The sequence below is a fragment of the Comamonas sp. GW821-FHT11H03 genome (assembly GCF_058807955.1).
In genome coordinates this window covers 186,014-205,095 of sequence record NZ_JBXARF010000005.1, presented here as the reverse complement: position 1 = coordinate 205,095, position 19,082 = coordinate 186,014, and the positions used below count along the sequence as shown (strand labels likewise).

Below are 19,082 nucleotides of genomic sequence, written 5' to 3'. Positions count from 1 at the left end.
TTGACGTTCTAAGCGCCCTGCGCCGCCCTCAACCCTGCATGGTGGCCACGCGTGAACGCCTCCTCCAGCACCGAATAGCCGGCCCAATCCGAATGTGCAAAGCTCAGCCGCGCCGTCGCAGGCGTGGGCAGACCCTGCACTCGCTCCCCATTCAATCGCAGATTGCGCTTGCTGGAACTGAACTTGACGGCTATTTCGCTCAATATCTGCTGATCACCAGGGCGCGGAATCGCCATCGCATGGCCATAGCGGGTGATTTCCATGCGTGTGGCATGCCGCAGCAAGTCTGGATGCGGCTCGCTCAGCGTGTTCACGATGCGCTCGCGCCAGAAGGCAAACGGCTGCTGCATCAATTGCCTGCGCCCATCGGGCCAGTCACCCAGCGCCTGGTAGTAGCTCAGCACCGTGGGCTGGCTGCGGATGCGGTCCAGCCGCTGATTGCCCGCATCCACATAGCCCAGCCCACCCGCATTGCCATCGCGATACAGCACATTGTCCCAGGCGGGCTCGGCGCCTGGGTAGTCGGCCAGCGGTCGGTCGATATGGATGTTCGCCACCAGCCAGGGGGCCCAGTCCAGGCGAGCCGCCACGGCACGCAGAAAATCGGGCGCATTGCGCAGCACTCTTGCGGCCACAAAGCTGGGCAGCGCCACCACGCAATGGCGCGCCAGCCAGCGTTCATGCTGCTGGCGGCCATGGTGATAAACCTCGATCTGCACGCTGCCCGCGTCCTCGGTGACGGCGAGCACGCTGCAATCGGTCTGCAGCTGCGTGGCTTTCAGTCCCGCCACCAGTTGCTGCGCCAGCCAGCCATTGCCCTGGGGCCAGGTCAGCACCTGCTCGCCGTCCGCTTCGCTCTCGTGCTCGGACTGCGGACGCGGCGCGTGGAAACCATGGCGGCTGGCGAAATAGTGAATCCCCGCCCAGGCCGAGACGCGGCTCAGACCGGCACCGAAATCATCCCGGCAGCTGTAGTCCAGATACCAGAGCAGGCGCTCGTCATCGAGGCCCTGCGCCGCCAGCCATTGGTCGAAACGCTGTGCATCGAGCACGGCATGGGAAGCCGGCAAGCCCGCTTCGCGCTGCCAGACACGGATCGATGGCATGGCAAAGGCCGCCGCCCGAGCCGCTGCCTCGACCTGCTTTTCAAACAGCGCATATTGCTCCAGCGTGCGCTGGCTCACGCCCTGCACGGGCAGCAGCCCCTCATGCCAGCCGCCCTGCCAGTACAAGCGCTCCTGCGGACTGTGGCAGAGATAGCGCTCGTCGTAGCGCCAGCGGCCCGCCAAGCGCTGGCGCACGCCCAGCTCCTCCAGCCAGTCCTGCACCTCATGGGCATCGTCGCCGGGCACGGGCAGATAGTGCGCGCCCAGCGGGCAGGCTATGCCCTTGACTTGCCCGCCCTGGCTGTTGCCGCCCATGGCGGCCTGGGTATCGAGCAGGGCTGCGCCCTGAATGCCGGCCAGCTCCAGCGCGCGCGCCGCTGCCAGCCCGGCCATGCCCCCGCCCACAATCACGACCGGCGCCCGGTGCACCAGCGCCGGTGCGGGCAGCTCCAGACCCTGCGCCAGGCGCTGCCAGAAAGGGCGCAGGCCATGCCCGCGCTCCAGCGACACGCCGCTGAAGCCGCCGGGCAGATCGTCCAGCCTGGGCGACTCCTGCCTGCAGCCGGCCAGGCCGGCCGCACCCAAAGCCCCCAAAGCACCCAAAGCGCCTGAGACGCCAGAGACGCCCAAGGCACCGGCAGTCGCCCGCTTGAGCCAGTCACGCCGATGCAAATCGTCCGGCATCAATGCTCCACCTTGCCCCACTCGCGTTCATAGGTGTTGACCAGCACCTGATTGGACAGGCGATTCACCTCGGTCGGCACGCGCGCCATATCGAGAGGGAAGTCAAACATCAGGCGCAGCGTGGGCAGAGTCAGAAAACGCATGCCAGCGGGCAACGCCTCGGGCTCGCGCCAGGGACGGTGGCTGGCCAGCACAAAGCCCCATTCGCCAAAACTGGGCACATGCACGTGATAGGGCCTGGCCGTCAGGCCCACGGACTCCACGGTCTGCACCACGGTCCAGAAGCTCTGGCGCGCAATCAGCGGCGAGGTGGTCTGAATCACGGCATAGCCACTGGCTGCCAGACGCTTGTCCAGCAGCGAATAAAAACTGTTGGTGAACAACTTGCCGATGGCGAAATTGGTGGGATCGGGAAAGTCCACCACGATCACATCGAAAGTCTCCGCACTTTGCTGCAGCCAGTGAAACGCATCGGTATTGACGATGCTCACGCGGGCGTCGTTGAGCGCATTGCCATTGAGCGCCGTCATCATGGCATTGCTCTTGAACAGATCAGTCATGGCCGGGTCCAGCTCCACCAGCACCACGGACTCCACGCCCGGGTACTTGAGCACCTCGCGCACGGCCATGCCGTCGCCGCCCCCCAGCACCGCAACCTTCCTCGGCGCGCCATGTGCGGCCATGGCGGGGTGGACCAGCGCTTCGTGATAGCGGTACTCGTCGCTCTGGGCAAACTGCAGATTGCCGTTCAGATACAGCCGCGCGCCCTGGCGTCCCTGCGTCACCACAATGCGCTGATAGGGCGAGCTGCTGCTCAGCACGATGCGGTCCTGGTAGAAATGATCGTCGGCCAGCCGGGTCAGCTGATCCGCGCCCGCGATGCCGCCGCCCAGGGCCAGCAGCACCAGCGCGCAGGCCCAGGCATGGGCACGCAGATTGCGCAGCTCGTGCTTGAACAGCACCAGGGCCCAGACGGCGATGGCCGCATTCATGAAGCCGAACAGCAGACCTGTGCGCACCAGGCCCAGCTTGGGCACCAGCACGATGGGAAACGCCAGCGACACAGCCAGGGCCCCCAGATAGTCGAAGGTCAGCACCTTGGAGACCAGATCCTTGAGCGATGCATTGCGCTTCAAGATGCGCATCACCAGCGGGATCTCCAGCCCCACCAGCGTGCCCACCACCATCACCATGCCATAGAGCAGAAAGCGGAACGCGCCCGGCGCATAGGCATTGGCCAGAAACAGCACGGCCGGCAAGGCACCGCCGACCAGCGCCACCATCAGCTCCACACGCAGAAAATGCGCGGGCAGCTGATCATCGAAATAGCGCGACAGCCACGAGCCTATACCCATGGCAAACAAATAAGTGCCGATGATGGTGGAGAACTGCAGCACCGAATCGCCGAGCAGATAGGACGCCAGCGCGCCTGCCGCCAGCTCGTAGAGCAGGCCGCAGGCCGCGATCACGAAGACACTGGCCAGCAGCGCCACATCAATGGGCCGAGGCCCCTGGCCAGCGCTATGCTCCTCGGCCACCATCGAAGTCATCTAATTCCTTTAACCGTAAAACAGGCGCGCCGTCCTCTGCCTGCCAGGGACAGCGAGCAAGGGCCGCCCCGCGGCGAAGCTGTCGTTCCCCTCCCCTAGCGCCCAGCGCGTAGAGAGAGGGGGAAGGCGCGCAGCGCCTCAGGGGGAGCCTCAATGTATCGCCGCAGCGACGATGATGCTGATGCCCAGGCACATGGCCGCCACCACCATGGCCAGCGCCTTGTTGTGCTTCTCCACGATCTCGGCCCACATGTCCACGGGCGTGATCTTGTCGATGATGATGAAGCACAGCCAGAACACCACCACGCCCACCAGGGCGTAGATGATGGAGCCGAAGAAGTTCTGGGGGTTGAACCAGTCAAACATGATCTCTCTCCTCGAATGAGATAGGGGTGTTATTTGTGGCTTCCGCCGGAGGTATAGCCGCCATAGGAGCCGCTGCTGGAGCGGCTGTAGCTGCAATTGGGGTCGGTGCGCGGATCGCAGTTGGGACTGGACATGCAGGCACGCAGGAACGGCAGGATGAACAGCAGCAGGAACAACCAGAACAGAATCGTGCCCCAGCTGAAGCCGCTGCCCGACAAAGGACTGACCTGGGAGCGATCCTTGAGCTTGGCCGTGCCGAACGCCTGGGCCACCGTCTCCGCCGAAACGCGCTGGCCATGGGTCCAGGTCGTTTCCTGGTTGGCGGTCTCCAGCGCCAGCGTGGACTGCTTGCCTGCATTGGCATAGTCCACATTGCTGGACTTGGCGCCCTTGAAGACGGGCCAGTAGAACTCGCCCTCTGCATATTCCGTCTCGGCCAGATAGGCGTAGTCGCGCTGATATTTGCGCTGCAGATAGGTGGCAGTGGCGCCGTTCTTGCTGAGCTTGGGTGCGCCGGTGATGACGCGCGCCGTGCTCCAGCCGTCTTCCGAATCGACGATGAACGAAAAGCCAGCCTTCTTGTTGTAGAGCAGGTACTCGTCCCAGGTGAAGCTGTCGTCCTCATCTTCGCCCAGACCACGCCCGCTGCGCCGTTGAAAGCCCACGAGCTGCCATTTCAGGCCATCGAGCGTGCCTTCGCTGCCCAGCGCGATCAGAGGCTTGACCTTTCGGCGCTGCTCGGCATAGCTCAGCTCCGCCCCCATGCCCTTGGACATGTCGATCAGGCTGCCGCAGCTGGGGCAGCTCAGGGCCTTGGTGGTGTCAAAGCGCACGGGCACCACGGCGCCGCACTTGGGACAGTTGAAGTGGCGGCCCTGGGCTTTTTGCTGGGCGCTGCTGCGCAGTCCCTGCATCTGCAAAGCCTCCAGCGCCACGGCAGCCCCCAGGCTGAAGGCCGGTGTCTTGTCGCTGAAGTCGATGGAGAGAATCTGGTTCTTGTCGCTGCGCAGCTCGACCAGCTTGAAACTCTTGCCCAGTTGGGGCAGCTGGGGCAGCTCGCCCTGGGCCGCCATCAGCTGCGCATCCTGAATGCTGGTGACGGTGAAGGATTCAGTGCCGGCCTTGAGCTCGCGGCCCATGCGCCATTCGCGCTGCTGGAACTCTTTCACGTTCCAGCCCGGCGGCTGCCAGTTCACGGCAAAGACAAAGCTGCCGTTGTCCTCGCTGAGCCAGGCCAGCTCGCCGTTGCTGAGGGCAGCCACCCATTCCGACCAGCTGCCTGCAGCACTTTTGTACTGCGCGCGGCCCACGACGGTGAAGGGCTCGGGCTTGCCGTTGCGCTTGACCATGCCCGAGGCGCCCAGTTGCAGCGGGCTGTAGTCCTCGAACACCTCGGCCATGGAGCCAATGCGCTTGAGCGTCTCGCCATCGCGCAGCACGGTGCTGCGGCAAAACTCGCAGACGGCAAAGCTCGATTGCGCACTGGCGAAGTGGACCGGCGCGCCACAACCAGGACAGGGAGCGCTGTAGTCGCGCTGCGATGGGCTGGAAGCCATATCTTTTTGCTATTTAAATTAAGAGCTGCTTGCGCTTGTATATATAGGGTCTGGCGACCCTCATGGACTATCTGCGGGAGCGTCCTAGCGATGCTTGCTCTTGCGGGCCGCGCCCTCTGCAGGTTTGGAGCCGTCGGTCTTTTTCTGTCCCAGCCTGGATTCCTTGCCCGCAATCAGGCGCTGGATGTTTTCGCGATGACGCCAGACCAGCAGGATCGCCATCACGACAATCGCGGCAGTGATGGGCGTTTCCGCATCCCAGACGATGCCGCTGCACAGCACGTAGTACACGGGCGCGAACACCGAGGCCACCAGCGCGGCCAGGGAGGAATAGCGGAAGAACACGGCCACGATGACCCAGGTCAGCGCCGTCGCCAGACCCAGCCAGCCGCTGATGCCCAGCAGCACGCCCAGCGCCGTGGCCACGCCCTTGCCGCCCTTGAAGCCAAAGAACACCGGGTACAGATGACCCAGGAAGGCGGCCAGACCGGCCAGTGCCACCGTGCTGTCGCCCAGACCGAACGGCTCGCCGAAGGCCTTGACCAGCACCACGGGCACCAGGCCCTTGAGCGCATCCAGCACCAGCGTGACAGCCGCAGCCGCCTTGCTGCCCGAGCGCAGCACATTGGTGGCACCGGGGTTGCCGCTGCCATAGGTGCGCGGGTCGTTCAGGCCCATGACGCGGCTGACGATGACGGCAAAGGACAGCGAACCAATCAGATAGGCCGCGATGACGGCGATAACGGGATAGAGGGCGTTCAAAGGAATTCCTCGGCCAGAGACTGGCCCTTAGGCTCGCCAACCAAAGTCGACGGCACCGATTGTTGTCACGACTTGCGCAATCCGGATCAGGCATGGCGGTTTGTCGACCGTCATGCCCCTCGTGCATCCTGGTTTGCGTAAGTCCTTGTTGTTTGCGTTTTTGCCGGCCGGCGTCTGCCCCCGGCTGGCCAGCCCCTATTCTGCCAGCGCGCAGTGCACCGGTCGGGCATCGAGCAAACGGGTGCAGATCTCAGGGGCCAGTTGCACCAGATAGCCGCGCCGTCCGCCGTTGATGGCGATGCGTGGCAGCGCGAGTATGGTTTCCTCGATATAGACCGGCATTTCGCGCCTGGTGCCAAACGGCGAGGTGCCGCCCACCAGATAGCCGCTGTGGCGGTTGGCCACTTCGGGCTTGCAGGGCTCCACGCTCTTGGCCCCGATCTGGCGCGCCAGGTTCTTGGTCGATACCTTGCAATCGCCATGCATGAGCACAATCAGCGGCCTGGCATCCTGATCCTGCATCACCAGGGTCTTGACGACCGCATGCTCGTCCAGCCCCAGCTGACGCGCCGACTCCTCGGTGCCGCCATGCTCGACATAGTCATAAGGGTGCTCGGTGAACTCTACCTTGTGGGCCCTGAGCATCTGCGTGGCCGGCGTCTCGCTGACATGGGTGTTTTTGTCTTTTTTGGCCATGATTCAATTTTGATAGCTGCTAACCCATGAACTACATGGGAGAGCAGCCATTCTCCCTCAATAAAGCGATCAGACTGCGGGGTCGCGCATCTCCCAGCGGATGGCGTCGATTGCGGCCAGCAGCTCGGCAGGCAACTGCGTGCCCCAGGCGTCAAGATCCTCGTCAAGCTGGGCCACCGAGGTCACACCGATGATGGTGCTCGCCACCTGCCACTTGGTATAACAGAACGCCAGCGCCAGCTGCACCGGCGTGAGGCCATGCTGCTGGGCCAGCGCGTTGTAGCGGCGCGCGGCAGCCAGCGCATCGGGGCGGCCCCAGCGCTGCCTCTGCACTGATTCATACCTGGCAATGCGTGCCTGCTTGGGAGCGCCCTCCTCGGTCGGTGCAAACTGATCGAACTTGCCCGTCAGCAGGCCGAACGCCAGCGGCGAATAGGCCAGCAGCGACACTTCGAGGCGGTGGCAGGTTTCGTCCAGCCCGTTTTCATAGCTGCGGTTGACCAGGCAGTAAGGGTTCTGGATCGCGGCCACACGCGGCAGTCCGTGCTGCTCGGCCAGGCGCACAAACTCGTGCACGCCATAAGGCGTCTCATTGGACAGGCCGATATGGCGGATCTTGCCCTGCTTGACCAGACCGGCCAGCGCCTGCAGCTGCTCGTGGATGGGCGTGAGCGAGCTTTCCTTCTGCGGGTCGTAGTACATGGTGCCGAAGGCCGGCACATGGCGCTCGGGCCAGTGGATCTGGTAGAGGTCGATCACCTCGGTCTGCAGGCGCTCAAGACTGGCGTCGCAGGAGCGAACAATGTCATCCGCCGACAGGCCCGAGCCTTCACGAACCCAGGGCATGCCGCGCGAGGGGCCGGCCACCTTGCTGGCCAGCGTGATCTGATCGCGCATGCCGGGGCGGGCCTTGAGCCAGCGGCCGATGATGGATTCCGTCGCACCAAAGGTGGCCTCACGGGCCGGCACGGAATACATTTCGGCCGTATCGAAGAAATCCACGCCGCGCTCCACGGCGCGATCCATGATGCGCCAGGCTTCAGCTTCGTCGACCTGCTCGCCGAATGTCATGGTGCCAAGACAGATGGGGCTGACGCGCAGATCGCTCTGCCCCAGAGCGACGGGATTCATGGAAAGACGGGAAGTGGATGCAGCAGAAGTCATGCTTTCAAGTTTAGAGCCTGACAGTACAAGATCAGGGCAAGATCAGGGCAGACTCCTTGTTTTTTGACACAGCTGTCCCGTGCACGACGGGCCATGCTGCAAGCGCAGCAATAATCAAAACAACGGAGACAATATGACAACGCACCACCCCACGCAGACCGGCCAGCTCACCGATATCACGCCCTATCAGCCGCGCCGCCAGTGGCGCTCGCAGATGCTGCCCGTGCGCAATATGCACTCCCACCTGCGCAGCTGGGAGCCCGAGCCAGCGTCCGGAATCGATCCCGAGTTGCCCGTGCTGGTGCTGGCCCATGGCTGGATGGATGTGGCCGCCTCCTACCAGTTTGTGGTCGACGCCTTCAGCGACGCTTTTGTGCAGGGCCGCCGCATCGTTGCCCACGACTGGCGCGGCTTCGGCCTGAGCCGCAGCACCGAGCCCTGCGACAGCTACTACTTCACCGACTATCTGGCCGACCTGGACATGCTGCTGGAGCAGATCTCGCCCGATCAGCCCATCGATCTGGTCGGCCACAGCATGGGCGGCAATATCTCCTGCATGTATGCGGGCGCGCGGCCCGAGCGCATTCGCCGCTTTGTCAATCTGGAGGGCTTCGGCATGGCGCCCACAACGCCCGAGCAGGCCCCCGGGCGTCTGGCCCAGTGGATGGATCAGCTGCGCGAGCAGCGCGCGGGCGGCCTGGGACTCGCACCCTATGACAGCGTGGAGGCCGTTGCCAATCGCCTGCAAAAAACCAATCGCCGCCTGCCCCGCGACAAGGCGCTGTGGCTGGCTCACCATTGGTCGGCCCCCGATGCCCAGGGCCGCTGGCATATTCTGGGCGACGCCGCGCACAAGCTCTCCAACCCCTATCTGTATCGCGTGGACGAGGCTCTGGCCTGCCTTGCCGCCATCGCCGCACCCACCTTGTCGGTCGAAGCCTCGGACGACAGCCTGGGCCAGTGGCATCAGGGCCGCTATACGCTGGAGCAATACCACGAGCGCATACGTCATATCCCGCAATGCGAGACAGCCCGCGTGCAGGACGCAGGCCATATGCTGCACCACGACCAGCCGGAGGCCGTGGCCGGCCTGATCGAGGATTTCTTGCGCTGAACGGCTGCAACTGCGACTGCGACTTCAACCACAACCGCTATCTTTAAAGTAGCTTATATCGCATGAAAACATTGATTTTCAGTATCTTTTATATCTGAAATTAATGTACTACAGTCGATATAAGCTCACTTATTAATAGCTACCCACGCCCTGACCGGCCTGCAGCTCCAGCACATGGCGCCAGCGCCTGGGCTGCATCTGCAGCTTGCGATAGCGGCCGTCGGCCCATTCCCGGCTCATGTCCGCATAGCGGCCCGACAGCGCCAGCCCGCTCTGCCCGGTCTGGTAGATGAACTGCGAGGACTCCGGATCGCCCAGGTCGTAGATGGCGCGCAGCGAAGGCGCGTGGCGGCTGACAAAGCGCCCGCCCAGCGGGCCTTTGGCATCGGCGGGCGGCGGATTGGCGTTGTACTGCCCGACGTTGACGCTATAGGTGTCACCGCCCGAGGCCACGCTCACATTGAACACGCCGGCCAGCGCCGCCACCGAGCCCAGCGGCTTGTGCGCGCTGAGCGCCGGATGGGCCGCGCCCCAGCGCCATTGGCGCGGGTCATTGCCGTAGACGGCCCGCAGCTTGTCAAGCGTGCGGGTCAGCGCCTGTCCTGCCTGTTGCTCGCAGTTCAGCGGCGCGCACCACCAGGCGTCATTGCGCGCCAGCATTCCCTCCAGCCCGGCACGGAAGTCCCGCTTGCCGTAGCTCATGGCAAAGCGCTGCTCGCCGATGCGCGCAATCACCAGGGCGCGCGTCAGCTCGTCGACCCAGACCGAGAAGATCAGCGGCTCGGGCCTGTCCCGCTCCATCTGCCCCTCAAAGCCCGCCAGCAGTTGCTGCGCCTGCGCTGCCAGGGCATGGCCCGATTGGGCCTTGCGCAGCACGGGCAGCAAGGCCCGGGTGGCCAGGGACTGCACATCGTTCTGGATCGCCGCCATGCTGGCCACATCATGCTGGCTGCCGGCCGCCAACAGTTGCTCTATACGCTGGTGGCGATAGGGCAGGCTCCAGTCCTGGGTCAGAAAATGTGCATAGCCAGCCTCCGTCACGCGCTGGTTGGCCGTGGCCACAAAGCCGTGCGTGCCGCCATCGTCCTGCGGCGTCTGCTCGTAGCTCAGCCAGCCCTGCCAGTCATAGCGCGCATCCCAGCCAGGCGCCGGCGCCACGCCGCGCAAGTCATTGCCCGGCGCACGCACCGGCACCCGGCCTGCGGCCTTGAAGCCGATATGTCCCTGCACATCGGCCGCCACAATGCTTTGCATGGGCGAGTGGTAGATGGAAAACGCCTCGAACAATTCGGACACGGTCCGGGCACCGTTGGCCCGGAGGCCGGCCTCCACCGTGCGGTTGTCCGTGTCCAGAGCCGCCCAGCGCAGCGCCAGTGCATAGCGCTCGGTGTTGATGACCTTGCCGTATTGCTGCTGCGCATCGCTGATCACGGGGCCGTGGCGCGTGCTGCGCAGCGTCACCCTGACATCGCCCTGGCCCTTGACCTTGAAGACTTCCTCGCGCACGGTGAAATTTTCCCAGCCCGTGGGCGTGCGGTACTGGCTGGCATCGGCCGGGTTGATCTGCTCCAGATACAGGTCCTGCACATCGGGGTTGGTGTTGGTGAAGCCCCAGGCCACCTGCGCCGTGCGGCCCAGCACCACAAAGGGCATGCCGGGCAAGGTGGCCCCTGTCACGTCCAGCGCGCTCAGGACGCTGCCGTCGCTGGCCCGACCCTGAGGCGACTGAAGGCGCGCGAAATACCAGATGGCCGGAGCGCTCAGGCCCAGATGCGGATCGTTGGCCAGCAAGGGCTTGCCGCTTTGGGTCTTGCTGCCGGCCACCACCCAGTTGTTGCTGCCCAGTCCGTCGTTGCTGCCCATGTCCCGCACCATGGAGGCCGCCCATTGCTGCAAGGCTGATTGCATCTGCCCGGCCGGTGCCGAGACCTTGGGCAGGGCATCCGCCTCCCGGTAGACTCCGAGCTGGCGGTACAGGCTGGCAAGATCCACCGCCGTCGCGGGCGGCTCGCCCGGATAGGCCGGAATCAGTTGCCACAGCTGCTCGGTGCTCAGGACCTGCAGCAGATTCAGCCGCGCGAACTCGTTGCCCCAGTTGCCGCCCAGGTCCAGCGCCATCATCAGCGCCCAGCCCACGGTGTCTTCAGGCTCCCAGGTCGATGGCCCTCCTGCTCCGGCCCTGGTGCCCAGCAGCAGGAACTCCGGCGCTGCCGCCTGCGAGGGCCTGGCATAAAAGGCGGCTATACCCTGGCTGTAGGCCTGCAGGGCTTCCTGCACGGCGGGAGGCAGCGCCGCGTACTGGCGACGCGCCGCGCCATGAATATCGAGAGCACGCATCAGCTTGTCCAGCTCCAGCGTGGCCGGCCCCAGAACCTCCGACAAGCGCCCTTGCATGAGACGGCGGTTGAACTCCAGCTGCCAGCCGCGCTCCTGCGCATGGACAAAGCCCAGGGCCCGCCAGACATCCTGCGGCGAGTCGGCGCTGATATGCGTGACATCGGAGTCGTCGCGCCTGACCCACACGCTGCGCTCAAGCCCGGCGAGGAGCAGCTTGCCGTCCATGCGCGGCTGGGCTCGAACGCCATAGACCGCCAACGCGGCCCCTGCCAGCAAGACCAGTCCGCAGGCCGCGGCCGCCAGATGCAGTGTGCGCCTGAGCCAGGGATGGGCAGAGGGCTCTGCCGCTGAAGTGATGTCTCCCATATCGCCTCTTGTCATGCGTCCGGTGCGCAACATCCACATGCTGATCGCGTCCAGCCATGGGCGACAATACCCGTTTGGGCCACGGCCCGGTGTTAGGTAAACGACTTACGCAGACTCGGATCAGGCATGGTGCTTTGTCGATGGAAAGGCCCGTCGTGCCTCCCTGTTTGCGTCAGTCCCAAGGAATTCAACGCATGTGGCCCTTCAGTCTGTTCAAGAAACTCAGCCAGGACCCGGCCGTGGGTCAGCCCCGGGGCGACTATATCGGCTGCTATCTGCTGGGCACGCATACCAGCGGGCGCGACGATGACATCAGCTATATCTCGCTGGCGACCACGCGCGAGCAGCTGGAGCTGGATGCACGCCAGTATCTGCGGGAGTTCCTGGAGCAGCATCCGCAGTTGACCGAAGCAGAGCGCCATGCCCTGCAGGATCTGCTGGAGCACTGGAATGCGCGCGCCGATGCCCATCTGGCCAAATCAGCCGGCAAGCCCAGTCAGCCCCTGGCCGTGCAAGGCGGCAGCGAGCTGTTCCTGCGCACCGGCATGCGGGCGCGCAAAAAGGAAAAAGGCGTTTATCTGGAATAGGCGCGGGCAGCGGCCGCTGCCCTGACGCTACTGTGTGAAATTCATATCGAAGCCGGCTTCGGTCAAGCGCACCTCGTCGCCTGCTTTTTGCAGCCAGCCCCTGGAGACGGCCCAGTCCAGCGCGGACTGACGCTCGCCTTCGCCGATGCCATGCTTTTGAAGATCGGCGCCAAGCGCTTGCTCGTTCATGCCCTCGCCGGCACGCAAGCTTTGCTCCACCACCAGGATGTAGACCATCTTGTGGGCGGCTGTCTGAATGCTCTGCTCTGTCATGTTCGCAAGTCCTCGTTCCTGAATGAAGGTAAAGCCGGATGCCTGCCAGGCTACAGGCCCTGGGCCACAGCCGGCTTTTGATGTTTTATGCCGCGGGGCATACCCACTCTGGCAGTGAGTTTGTAGCCATCTCTCTAGTATTTCCTGTGCGTTTCCTCTGCTTGCCGGCTCCGCAACCATGGTGCCGGCGCTTCAGTTTCAGAACTGTGTTTCAGGGAGGTCATCATGGCTCGCCACACGCCCATAGAGCACTATCGCAATATCGGCATCTCCGCGCATATCGATGCCGGCAAGACCACCACCACCGAGCGCATACTGTTCTATACCGGGGTCAACCACAAGCTCGGCGAAGTCCATGACGGCGCGGCCACCATGGACTGGATGGAGCAGGAGCAGGAACGCGGCATCACCATCACCTCGGCGGCCACCACGGCCTTCTGGTCGGGCATGGAGCACAACTTCCCGGCCCATCGCATCAACATCATCGACACCCCCGGCCACGTGGATTTCACCATCGAGGTCGAGCGCTCCATGCGCGTGCTCGACGGCGCTGTCATGGTCTACGACTCCGTGGGCGGCGTGCAGCCTCAGTCGGAGACCGTCTGGCGCCAGGCCAACAAGTACAAGGTGCCGCGCCTGGCCTTCGTCAACAAGATGGACCGTGTGGGCGCCGACTTCTTTCGTGTGCGCCAGATGATGGTGGACCGCCTCAAGGCCCACCCGGTTCCCATCGTCATCCCCATCGGAGCCGAGGCTGATTTTCACGGCCTCGTCGACCTCATCAAGATGAAAGCCATCTTCTGGGACGACGAGTCGCAGGGCGTGAAATTCGAGTACCGGGAGATCCCGGCAGCGCTTTTGGCCAGCGCACAGGAATGGCGCCAGAAGATGGTGGAGGCCGCTGCCGAGGCCAGTGAAGCACTGACAGAGAAGTACCTGGACAGCGGCGACCTCGGCGCCGAGGACATCATCACCGGCCTGAGGCTGCGCACCATTGCCACCGAAATTCAGCCCATGCTCTGCGGCTCGGCCTTCAAGAACCGAGGCGTGCAGCGTCTACTCGACGCGATTGTCGAGCTCATGCCTTCGCCGCTCGATGTTCCGGCTATCGAAGGCCATAGCGAAGACGACAGCGCCAGCACCACGCTGATACGCCATGCCAGCGATGACGAGAAATTCGCCGCCCTGGCCTTCAAGCTCATGACCGACCCCTTCGTGGGCCAGTTGACCTTTGTGCGTGTTTACTCGGGCGTGCTGACCAAGGGCGATCTGGTCTACAACCCGACCCGGGGTAAAAAGGAGCGCATAGGCCGCATCGTGCAGATGCATGCCAACGCACGCCAGGAGATCGACGAAATCCGCGCAGGCGACATTGCGGCCTGCGTGGGTCTCAAGGACGTGAGCACGGGCGAGACGCTGTGTGATCCGCAAGCGCCCATCGTGCTGGAGAAGATCTCCTTTCCCGAACCCGTGATCGCCCAGGCCGTGGAGCCCAAGAGCAAGGCCGACCAGGAAAAAATGGGCCAGGCACTGGCGCGCCTCGCGGCCGAAGACCCATCCTTCAGAGTCAGCAGCGACGAGGAGTCGGGCCAGACCATCATTGCCGGCATGGGCGAGTTGCACCTGGAAATCATCGTCGACCGCATGAGACGCGAATTCAATGTGGCCGCCAATGTGGGTAAGCCTCAGGTGGCCTACCGCGAAACCATTCGCAAGAAAGTCAGCGATGTGGACGGCAAGTTCGTGCGCCAGTCCGGCGGCAAGGGCCAGTACGGCCATGTGGTGCTGACCGTGGAGCCGCTGGAATCGGGCAAGGGCTTTGAATTCGTCGACGACATCAAGGGCGGAGTGATTCCACGCGAATTCATCCCCGCCGTGGAAAAAGGCCTGCGCGAAGCCATGAACTCGGGCGTTCTGGCCGGCCACCCGGTGGTCGATGTGCGAGTGCGGCTGACCTTCGGCTCCTACCACGAGGTGGACTCATCGGAGCAGGCCTTCCGCATGGCCGCCATCCTGGGCTTCAAGGAGGCCTGCAAGAGAGCCGACCCGGTGATTCTGGAGCCCATCATGGCCGTCGAGGTGGAAACACCCGAGGAATACGCAGGCGCCGTGATGGGCAATCTGTCCTCGCGCCGTGGTGCCGTGCAGGGCATGGACGATATGGCGGGCGACGGCAAGACCATCAGGGCCGAGGTGCCGTTATCGGAAATGTTCGGCTATGCCACGCACCTGCGCTCCATGACTCAGGGGCGCGCCACCTACACCATGGAGTTCAAGCGCTACGCACAGGCCCCGCAGCAGGCAGCCGCCAGTGCGCATGCTTCTGGCGCAGCGACCGGCCACCGGAAACAGGGCTAGGCTGATCCGGGCAACTGTGCCACGGCTCGCCGGCACAGTTGCAGCACTGGTTCAGACAGGCGGCTCAGGCCGCATGCAGCCACTGCATGGCCATGGCCTCGTCGGTAAAGGGGAAATGCCTGACCTGGGCATGCGTGAAATGCCTGCCGACGAACTCGGCCATGCCCGCCAGATGACTGTCGGTCACCAGAGCGATCTGCTCCACCTGATGGCGATGGTCTCTGACAAAGCCCATATGGGCGCTGAAGCCGGCCCAGTTTTCCCAGCCGGGAAAGTCCTTGGACTGAATCATCACCCCATGCAGTTTGGGATGCTCGGCCAGGAAATCGTCCACGTCCTGACTGACGCCGTCGAAATCCTGCTCGGTCAGGGGCCCATTGGGCTCCAGCAGCAAGATGCCTTCGGGTTTCATGAGGGAGTAATTGAGCATATGCAACTCCTGCAGCGAAACTTCACTGTACGCCTGCACTCGCAGGAATGCAGCCCTAGACAGCACCAGCAGCACAGGTTTTCGTGGCTACTGGCGCAGCGCCGGGCCGACTGCGGAGTCAGCTAGGGACAGCCCATGGCCCGACTCAGGCCCTGCAACTGCTCGTCCAGCGCGGCACGCAGATCGGCGCGCATGGCATCGCGTGTCAGCAGTTCTTCGGCATAAAGTGCCGCCCAGTCGATGCCCACGCCCAGCACTACACCGGCGACCGCTCCCGCCACCGCCCCCACGGCGGTGCCGACACCGGGAACCACGGAGCCCAGGGCCGCACCGGCTGCCGCTGCCCCGGCCTTGCCCAGCCCCTGCTTGGCAGCGGCCTTGGCCAGCACCTTGCTGGCGGCCTTCATCGAGACCTTGGCCATGGCCTTGCCTGCAACGGCTGCGGCAAAAGCACCGCCCCCCGCGCCCGCCAGGGCGCTGGCCGTCAGACGCTGGCGTGCATCGCCCAGCAGCTCCAGCGCAGGCAGACTGGCAACCTCGGCACGCACCAGACATTGCTCGGAACTCAAGGCCAGATGATGGCGCGCCAGGGTTTCCTCGATGCGCTGCTGGCCCTCGGCCAGAGCGGCACCGCTGGTCAGTGCCTGCCTTTGTAAAGCCTGCACCCAGCCCTCCAGTCCTGGCGTGTCGCCCAGGGTTTCGCTGAGCTTGTTCTGCAGAAACTGGCTCACATCGCCCGTGAGCAGACTGAGGATGCGCCCCCACTCCGCGCCCAGGCTGAAATACCAGTCCAGATAACGCTCGACGGCCGCATCCAGCTGCCGGTTCATCTGCGGGATGCTCTGGCACAAGGCCTGCCCGGCCTGGGCCCGGCCCAGCAGCTGCAGAACCTGCTGGCGTGTGGCGTCCAGCGTGCCGAGACTGTAGAGCTGCTGCCCGATGCGCTCGCACTCGGGCAGGCGCTTGAGCGCCAGCGGGCTCTCCTGCGCACGGGCCAGACCGTCAAGGGCGGCCGTGGTCTGCACCAGAATACCCAGCACCAGCACGGCAACCAGGGCCAGCAAAGGCGCTGCCGGCGAAGGCCCGGCATTGCGCACTGCCGCCAAAGGCCTGGCCTGCAGCAGGAGAGCCGAGGAAGTCGATGCCCCTTGCATGGCGCGCCCCAGGCACAGCAGCACGCCTACCGGGCCAAACAAAGCCAGCAGCAACAGGCGCAGCACGGGCATTTGGGGCAGATCGGCCATGGCGCCACTGGCCAGCTGCACGGCCAGCAGGGCATCCAGCCCCCAGCGCACCAGCCCCGAGGGCGCGGCATGAATCTGCGCCAGAGCAAGACTCAGCGCTTCGGGCTCCATGCCGGCCGCCAGCGCCCGCCCCATATCCTGCTGACTGGCCATGCCATAGAGCCAGCCACCGCCCAAAAGTACCAGCAGCAGCCAAGTAGCAGCGCGCTGAGTGAAGGCCCAGGCAAAGGCCGTGGATGAAAACTCTCGCCTCAGGCTCGCCTGCATGCCATGGGCCAGCAAGGCATAAAGCAAGGGAGCCAGCGCCAGCAGGGTCCACTCCCAGGGCGCAAGAAACCATGCCTGCCAGAGTGCGCTGGTGCACAGCAGCAAGGCCAGCGCCAATGCCTTGCAGGCCGGCCACCAGCCCCCGGACAGCCAGCGGCCTATATGCCCTTGTGGCGCAAACTGCATGCGCAGCAGCTTTTTGCGCAGCATCAGGAGCAGCCAATGCCCCCAGGCTGGCAGCAGCGCCAGCAGCAAGACTGCGAGCAGCCAGCCCCAGGGCGGCAAGCGCGTCAGCCAATGGGAAAAGCCGGCCAGGGCCGCCAGCCACAGCCAGCCCAGCAATACCGCGCGCAGCAGGGTCTGTGGCCGGGTCAGCCCCGGCTCGGTCACTGGCGCGCCAGCGAGGTTCATGGCTCGCAGCTCTTGTCCGCTCCCCGGCCCGCTGCAGCAATCCCCCTGGCGATGCGAGCGTTGTAGACCGTCAGGCGGCTCAGGCCCAGTTGATCGGCAATCTTGGCATCGGATGCGGTGCCCAGCAAAGCCACAGCCTCGTCGCACCAGTCAAAAGCACTGCGGGCAGCAGCACCCGTCAACGAGGCAATGCCCAGCTCGGTGCGCTTGGCCACCACGCTGGCCTTGCTGATGCCCAGCTGCTTGGCCACTTCGGCATCAGCCTCCCGCCCCAGCAGAGCCAGCGCTGGCTGCGTCCACTGGAAATGCCCGAAGGCCGGAATGCCCAGCGCATTGCGCTTGAGGTTGACCGTCTTGGCCGATGTGCCCCAGCGCTCGGCCAGCACTGCGTCTTTCTCCTGGCCCAGGCGGGCCAGCATTTCCTCGGTCCACTGCAGTGCAGCCTTGCCCATGCATGCGTCCTTCCCGATTTCCAAAATACAAGCCAGATCGGCACTTATCCAATATGCAGCCTGCGTTTAAAGCTATCAAAATAGAGATCACTTAGGCACAGCAGAAGGCGCAGACCATGTTCACTACGCCCCTGCAACCTCAGCGGCCGTCTGCCGTCAGACATGCCCCCAGTAGATCAGCGCATCGCGCCCTTCCACGGACAGCGACACCTGCGCCCCCACGGGCAGCAGCACCTTGGTGGGCACATGGCCGAAGGGCAGGCCTTGCAGCACGGGGCGCTTGAGCTGCATGCGCAGCCAGTCGATGACGGTCTGCAGCTTGAAGCCCTTGTCATGCGTGGTGAGCTTGAATTCGGTGAACTGGCCGAAGACGACGGCTTTTTGCTTTTGCAGCACGCCCGCCAGCAGCAGTTGCGTCAGCATGCGCTCGATCCGGTAGGGGTGCTCGCCCACGTCTTCGATGAACAGAATGCCGCCATCGACCTGCGGGAAGTAAGGCGTGCCCAGCAGCGACACCAGCACCGCCAGATTGCCGCCCCACAGGGTGGCTCCGCCGGGGACATAGAAGTCCTTGAGCTGGGGCTTGCCATTGGGCAACTCGCCAATCCTGGGCATCTGCCAGCCCGCGCCCTCGCCCTGGCCGCTGAGCAGGTCCTCGAAACAGTCCAGCATGATGTCGTCCACGGGCTCGCCCGTCTTTTTGCTGTCCACACCGAAGTCGGCATTGAGCGCGGGGCCGGCCCAGGTGACCGAACCGGTCTGTGCCAGCATGGCCAGCTGAAAAGCCGTGAAGTCGCTGAGGCCGACAAACTTGGTGCCATTGGCAATCGCCTTGGCCACGGTCTTGTACTTGATGCCCGGCAGGATGCGCGTGAGACCGTAGCCGCCGCGCGAAATCAGCGCCACATCGGCTCCGCTGGCGGCGGCGCGATGGATAGCCGCCAGACGGGTGGCGTCGTCACCCGCAAAGCGCTGGCTGCTGGCCAGTGCATCGGCATCGATCTCCACCTCGTGGCCCAGGGCCTCCAGCTGCTTGATGCCGCGCTTGAAGGCTGCCTTGTCGCGCACCGCACCCGAGGGCGAATAGATATAGACATGCTTGCCGCCATGGCTGTGATCATGGCCGCAGCAGCTGCCATCGGCGCTGTGCACGTGGTCATGATGATCGTGGCCGCAGTGCTCGTCATGCACATGCGCCTCGCCAGACGGTTCCTGCCCGTGAGCCTGGGCGTGGTGCTGCGGATCTTGCTGCTGGGGCGCTGCAGTGGATGCAGGGGATTTGCGCGAGGTTGCCAAAGCCTTTTCATGCGGCCATCGGCCGCATGCTCCGAAAAAAAAGTGGATGAATCCGCAGATTCA

At 64.4% G+C, this 19,082-nt stretch carries 16 protein-coding genes; 3 read left to right on the top strand and 13 right to left on the bottom strand.

Going from position 1 to position 19,082, the window contains the following annotated elements; translation table 11 throughout:
• Positions 1-8: 8 nt before the first annotated feature.
• The 7 genes from AC1RTQ_RS13365 to AC1RTQ_RS13335 all read right to left on the bottom strand — a co-directional run bounded on the left by AC1RTQ_RS13365 (position 9) and on the right by AC1RTQ_RS13335 (position 7,851).
• Positions 9-1,790 (bottom strand): NAD(P)-binding protein, encoded by a 1,782-nt coding sequence (locus AC1RTQ_RS13365; RefSeq protein WP_492876386.1) that lies wholly within the window; start codon positions 1,788-1,790, stop codon positions 9-11.
• Positions 1,790-3,340, bottom strand: a complete 1,551-nt coding sequence (locus AC1RTQ_RS13360) for a polyamine aminopropyltransferase (protein ID WP_302091282.1) — start codon at positions 3,338-3,340, stop codon at positions 1,790-1,792. Before AC1RTQ_RS13360 ends, AC1RTQ_RS13365 begins: the two co-directional genes overlap by 1 nt.
• Before the next feature lie 150 nt (positions 3,341-3,490).
• Positions 3,491-3,706: a DUF350 domain-containing protein gene (locus AC1RTQ_RS13355; RefSeq protein WP_003056416.1), complete on the bottom strand. Its 216-nt coding sequence runs from the start codon at positions 3,704-3,706 to the stop codon at positions 3,491-3,493.
• A gap of 29 nt (positions 3,707-3,735) precedes the next feature.
• Positions 3,736-5,262: a DUF4178 domain-containing protein gene (locus tag AC1RTQ_RS13350; RefSeq protein WP_492876383.1), complete on the bottom strand. Its 1,527-nt coding sequence runs from the start codon at positions 5,260-5,262 to the stop codon at positions 3,736-3,738.
• 84 nt (positions 5,263-5,346) lie between these two features.
• On the bottom strand, positions 5,347-6,024 hold the full coding sequence (gene plsY, locus AC1RTQ_RS13345) for a glycerol-3-phosphate 1-O-acyltransferase PlsY (RefSeq protein WP_304351009.1): 678 nt from the start codon (positions 6,022-6,024) through the stop codon (positions 5,347-5,349).
• 195 nt (positions 6,025-6,219) lie between these two features.
• Positions 6,220-6,720 carry a Cys-tRNA(Pro) deacylase gene (gene ybaK, locus AC1RTQ_RS13340; RefSeq protein ID WP_492876381.1) on the bottom strand — a complete coding sequence of 167 codons (501 nt, stop codon included), beginning with the start codon at positions 6,718-6,720 and terminating at the stop codon, positions 6,220-6,222.
• Between the two features lie 69 nt (positions 6,721-6,789).
• Complete coding sequence (locus AC1RTQ_RS13335; RefSeq protein ID WP_492876651.1) at positions 6,790-7,851, bottom strand: aldo/keto reductase; 1,062 nt, start codon at positions 7,849-7,851, stop codon at positions 6,790-6,792.
• Positions 7,852-8,017: 166 nt separating this feature from the next.
• On the opposite strand from AC1RTQ_RS13335, the gene AC1RTQ_RS13330 reads away from it, so the two are divergent.
• Complete coding sequence (locus tag AC1RTQ_RS13330) at positions 8,018-8,998, top strand: alpha/beta fold hydrolase (RefSeq protein ID WP_492876379.1); 981 nt, start codon at positions 8,018-8,020, stop codon at positions 8,996-8,998.
• A 132-nt stretch (positions 8,999-9,130) separates the two neighbouring features.
• On the opposite strand, the gene AC1RTQ_RS13325 is transcribed toward AC1RTQ_RS13330, so the two are convergent.
• A complete protein-coding gene (locus AC1RTQ_RS13325) occupies positions 9,131-11,701 on the bottom strand; it encodes a penicillin acylase family protein (RefSeq protein WP_492876378.1) in 2,571 nt (856 codons plus the stop codon).
• A 194-nt stretch (positions 11,702-11,895) separates the two neighbouring features.
• Between AC1RTQ_RS13325 and AC1RTQ_RS13320 the strand changes: the two genes are divergently transcribed.
• Positions 11,896-12,288 (top strand): hypothetical protein, encoded by a 393-nt coding sequence (locus tag AC1RTQ_RS13320; protein WP_492876377.1) that lies wholly within the window; start codon positions 11,896-11,898, stop codon positions 12,286-12,288.
• Positions 12,289-12,315: 27 nt separating this feature from the next.
• On the opposite strand, the gene AC1RTQ_RS13315 is transcribed toward AC1RTQ_RS13320, so the two are convergent.
• Entirely contained in the window at positions 12,316-12,561 is a 246-nt protein-coding gene (locus AC1RTQ_RS13315) for a hypothetical protein (RefSeq protein WP_492876376.1), read from the bottom strand.
• Positions 12,562-12,786: 225 nt separating this feature from the next.
• On the opposite strand from AC1RTQ_RS13315, the gene fusA reads away from it, so the two are divergent.
• Positions 12,787-14,919, top strand: a complete 2,133-nt coding sequence (fusA, locus tag AC1RTQ_RS13310) for an elongation factor G (protein WP_409812924.1) — start codon at positions 12,787-12,789, stop codon at positions 14,917-14,919.
• 64 nt (positions 14,920-14,983) lie between these two features.
• Here fusA and AC1RTQ_RS13305 read toward each other — a convergent pair whose 3' ends face one another.
• From AC1RTQ_RS13305 to AC1RTQ_RS13290, 4 genes are all read right to left on the bottom strand, one after another.
• Positions 14,984-15,349 carry a SpoIIAA family protein gene (locus AC1RTQ_RS13305; RefSeq protein WP_492876375.1) on the bottom strand — a complete coding sequence of 122 codons (366 nt, stop codon included), beginning with the start codon at positions 15,347-15,349 and terminating at the stop codon, positions 14,984-14,986.
• Positions 15,350-15,471: 122 nt separating this feature from the next.
• Positions 15,472-17,271, bottom strand: a complete 1,800-nt coding sequence (locus tag AC1RTQ_RS13300) for a hypothetical protein (protein ID WP_492876374.1) — start codon at positions 17,269-17,271, stop codon at positions 15,472-15,474.
• Positions 17,268-17,723, bottom strand: coding sequence for a hypothetical protein (locus tag AC1RTQ_RS13295; RefSeq protein WP_492876373.1), 456 nt, complete (start codon positions 17,721-17,723; stop codon positions 17,268-17,270). Before AC1RTQ_RS13295 ends, AC1RTQ_RS13300 begins: the two co-directional genes overlap by 4 nt.
• Before the next feature lie 156 nt (positions 17,724-17,879).
• Entirely contained in the window at positions 17,880-18,914 is a 1,035-nt protein-coding gene (locus AC1RTQ_RS13290; protein ID WP_302093100.1) for an LD-carboxypeptidase, read from the bottom strand.
• Between the last annotated feature and the right edge of the window lie 168 nt (positions 18,915-19,082).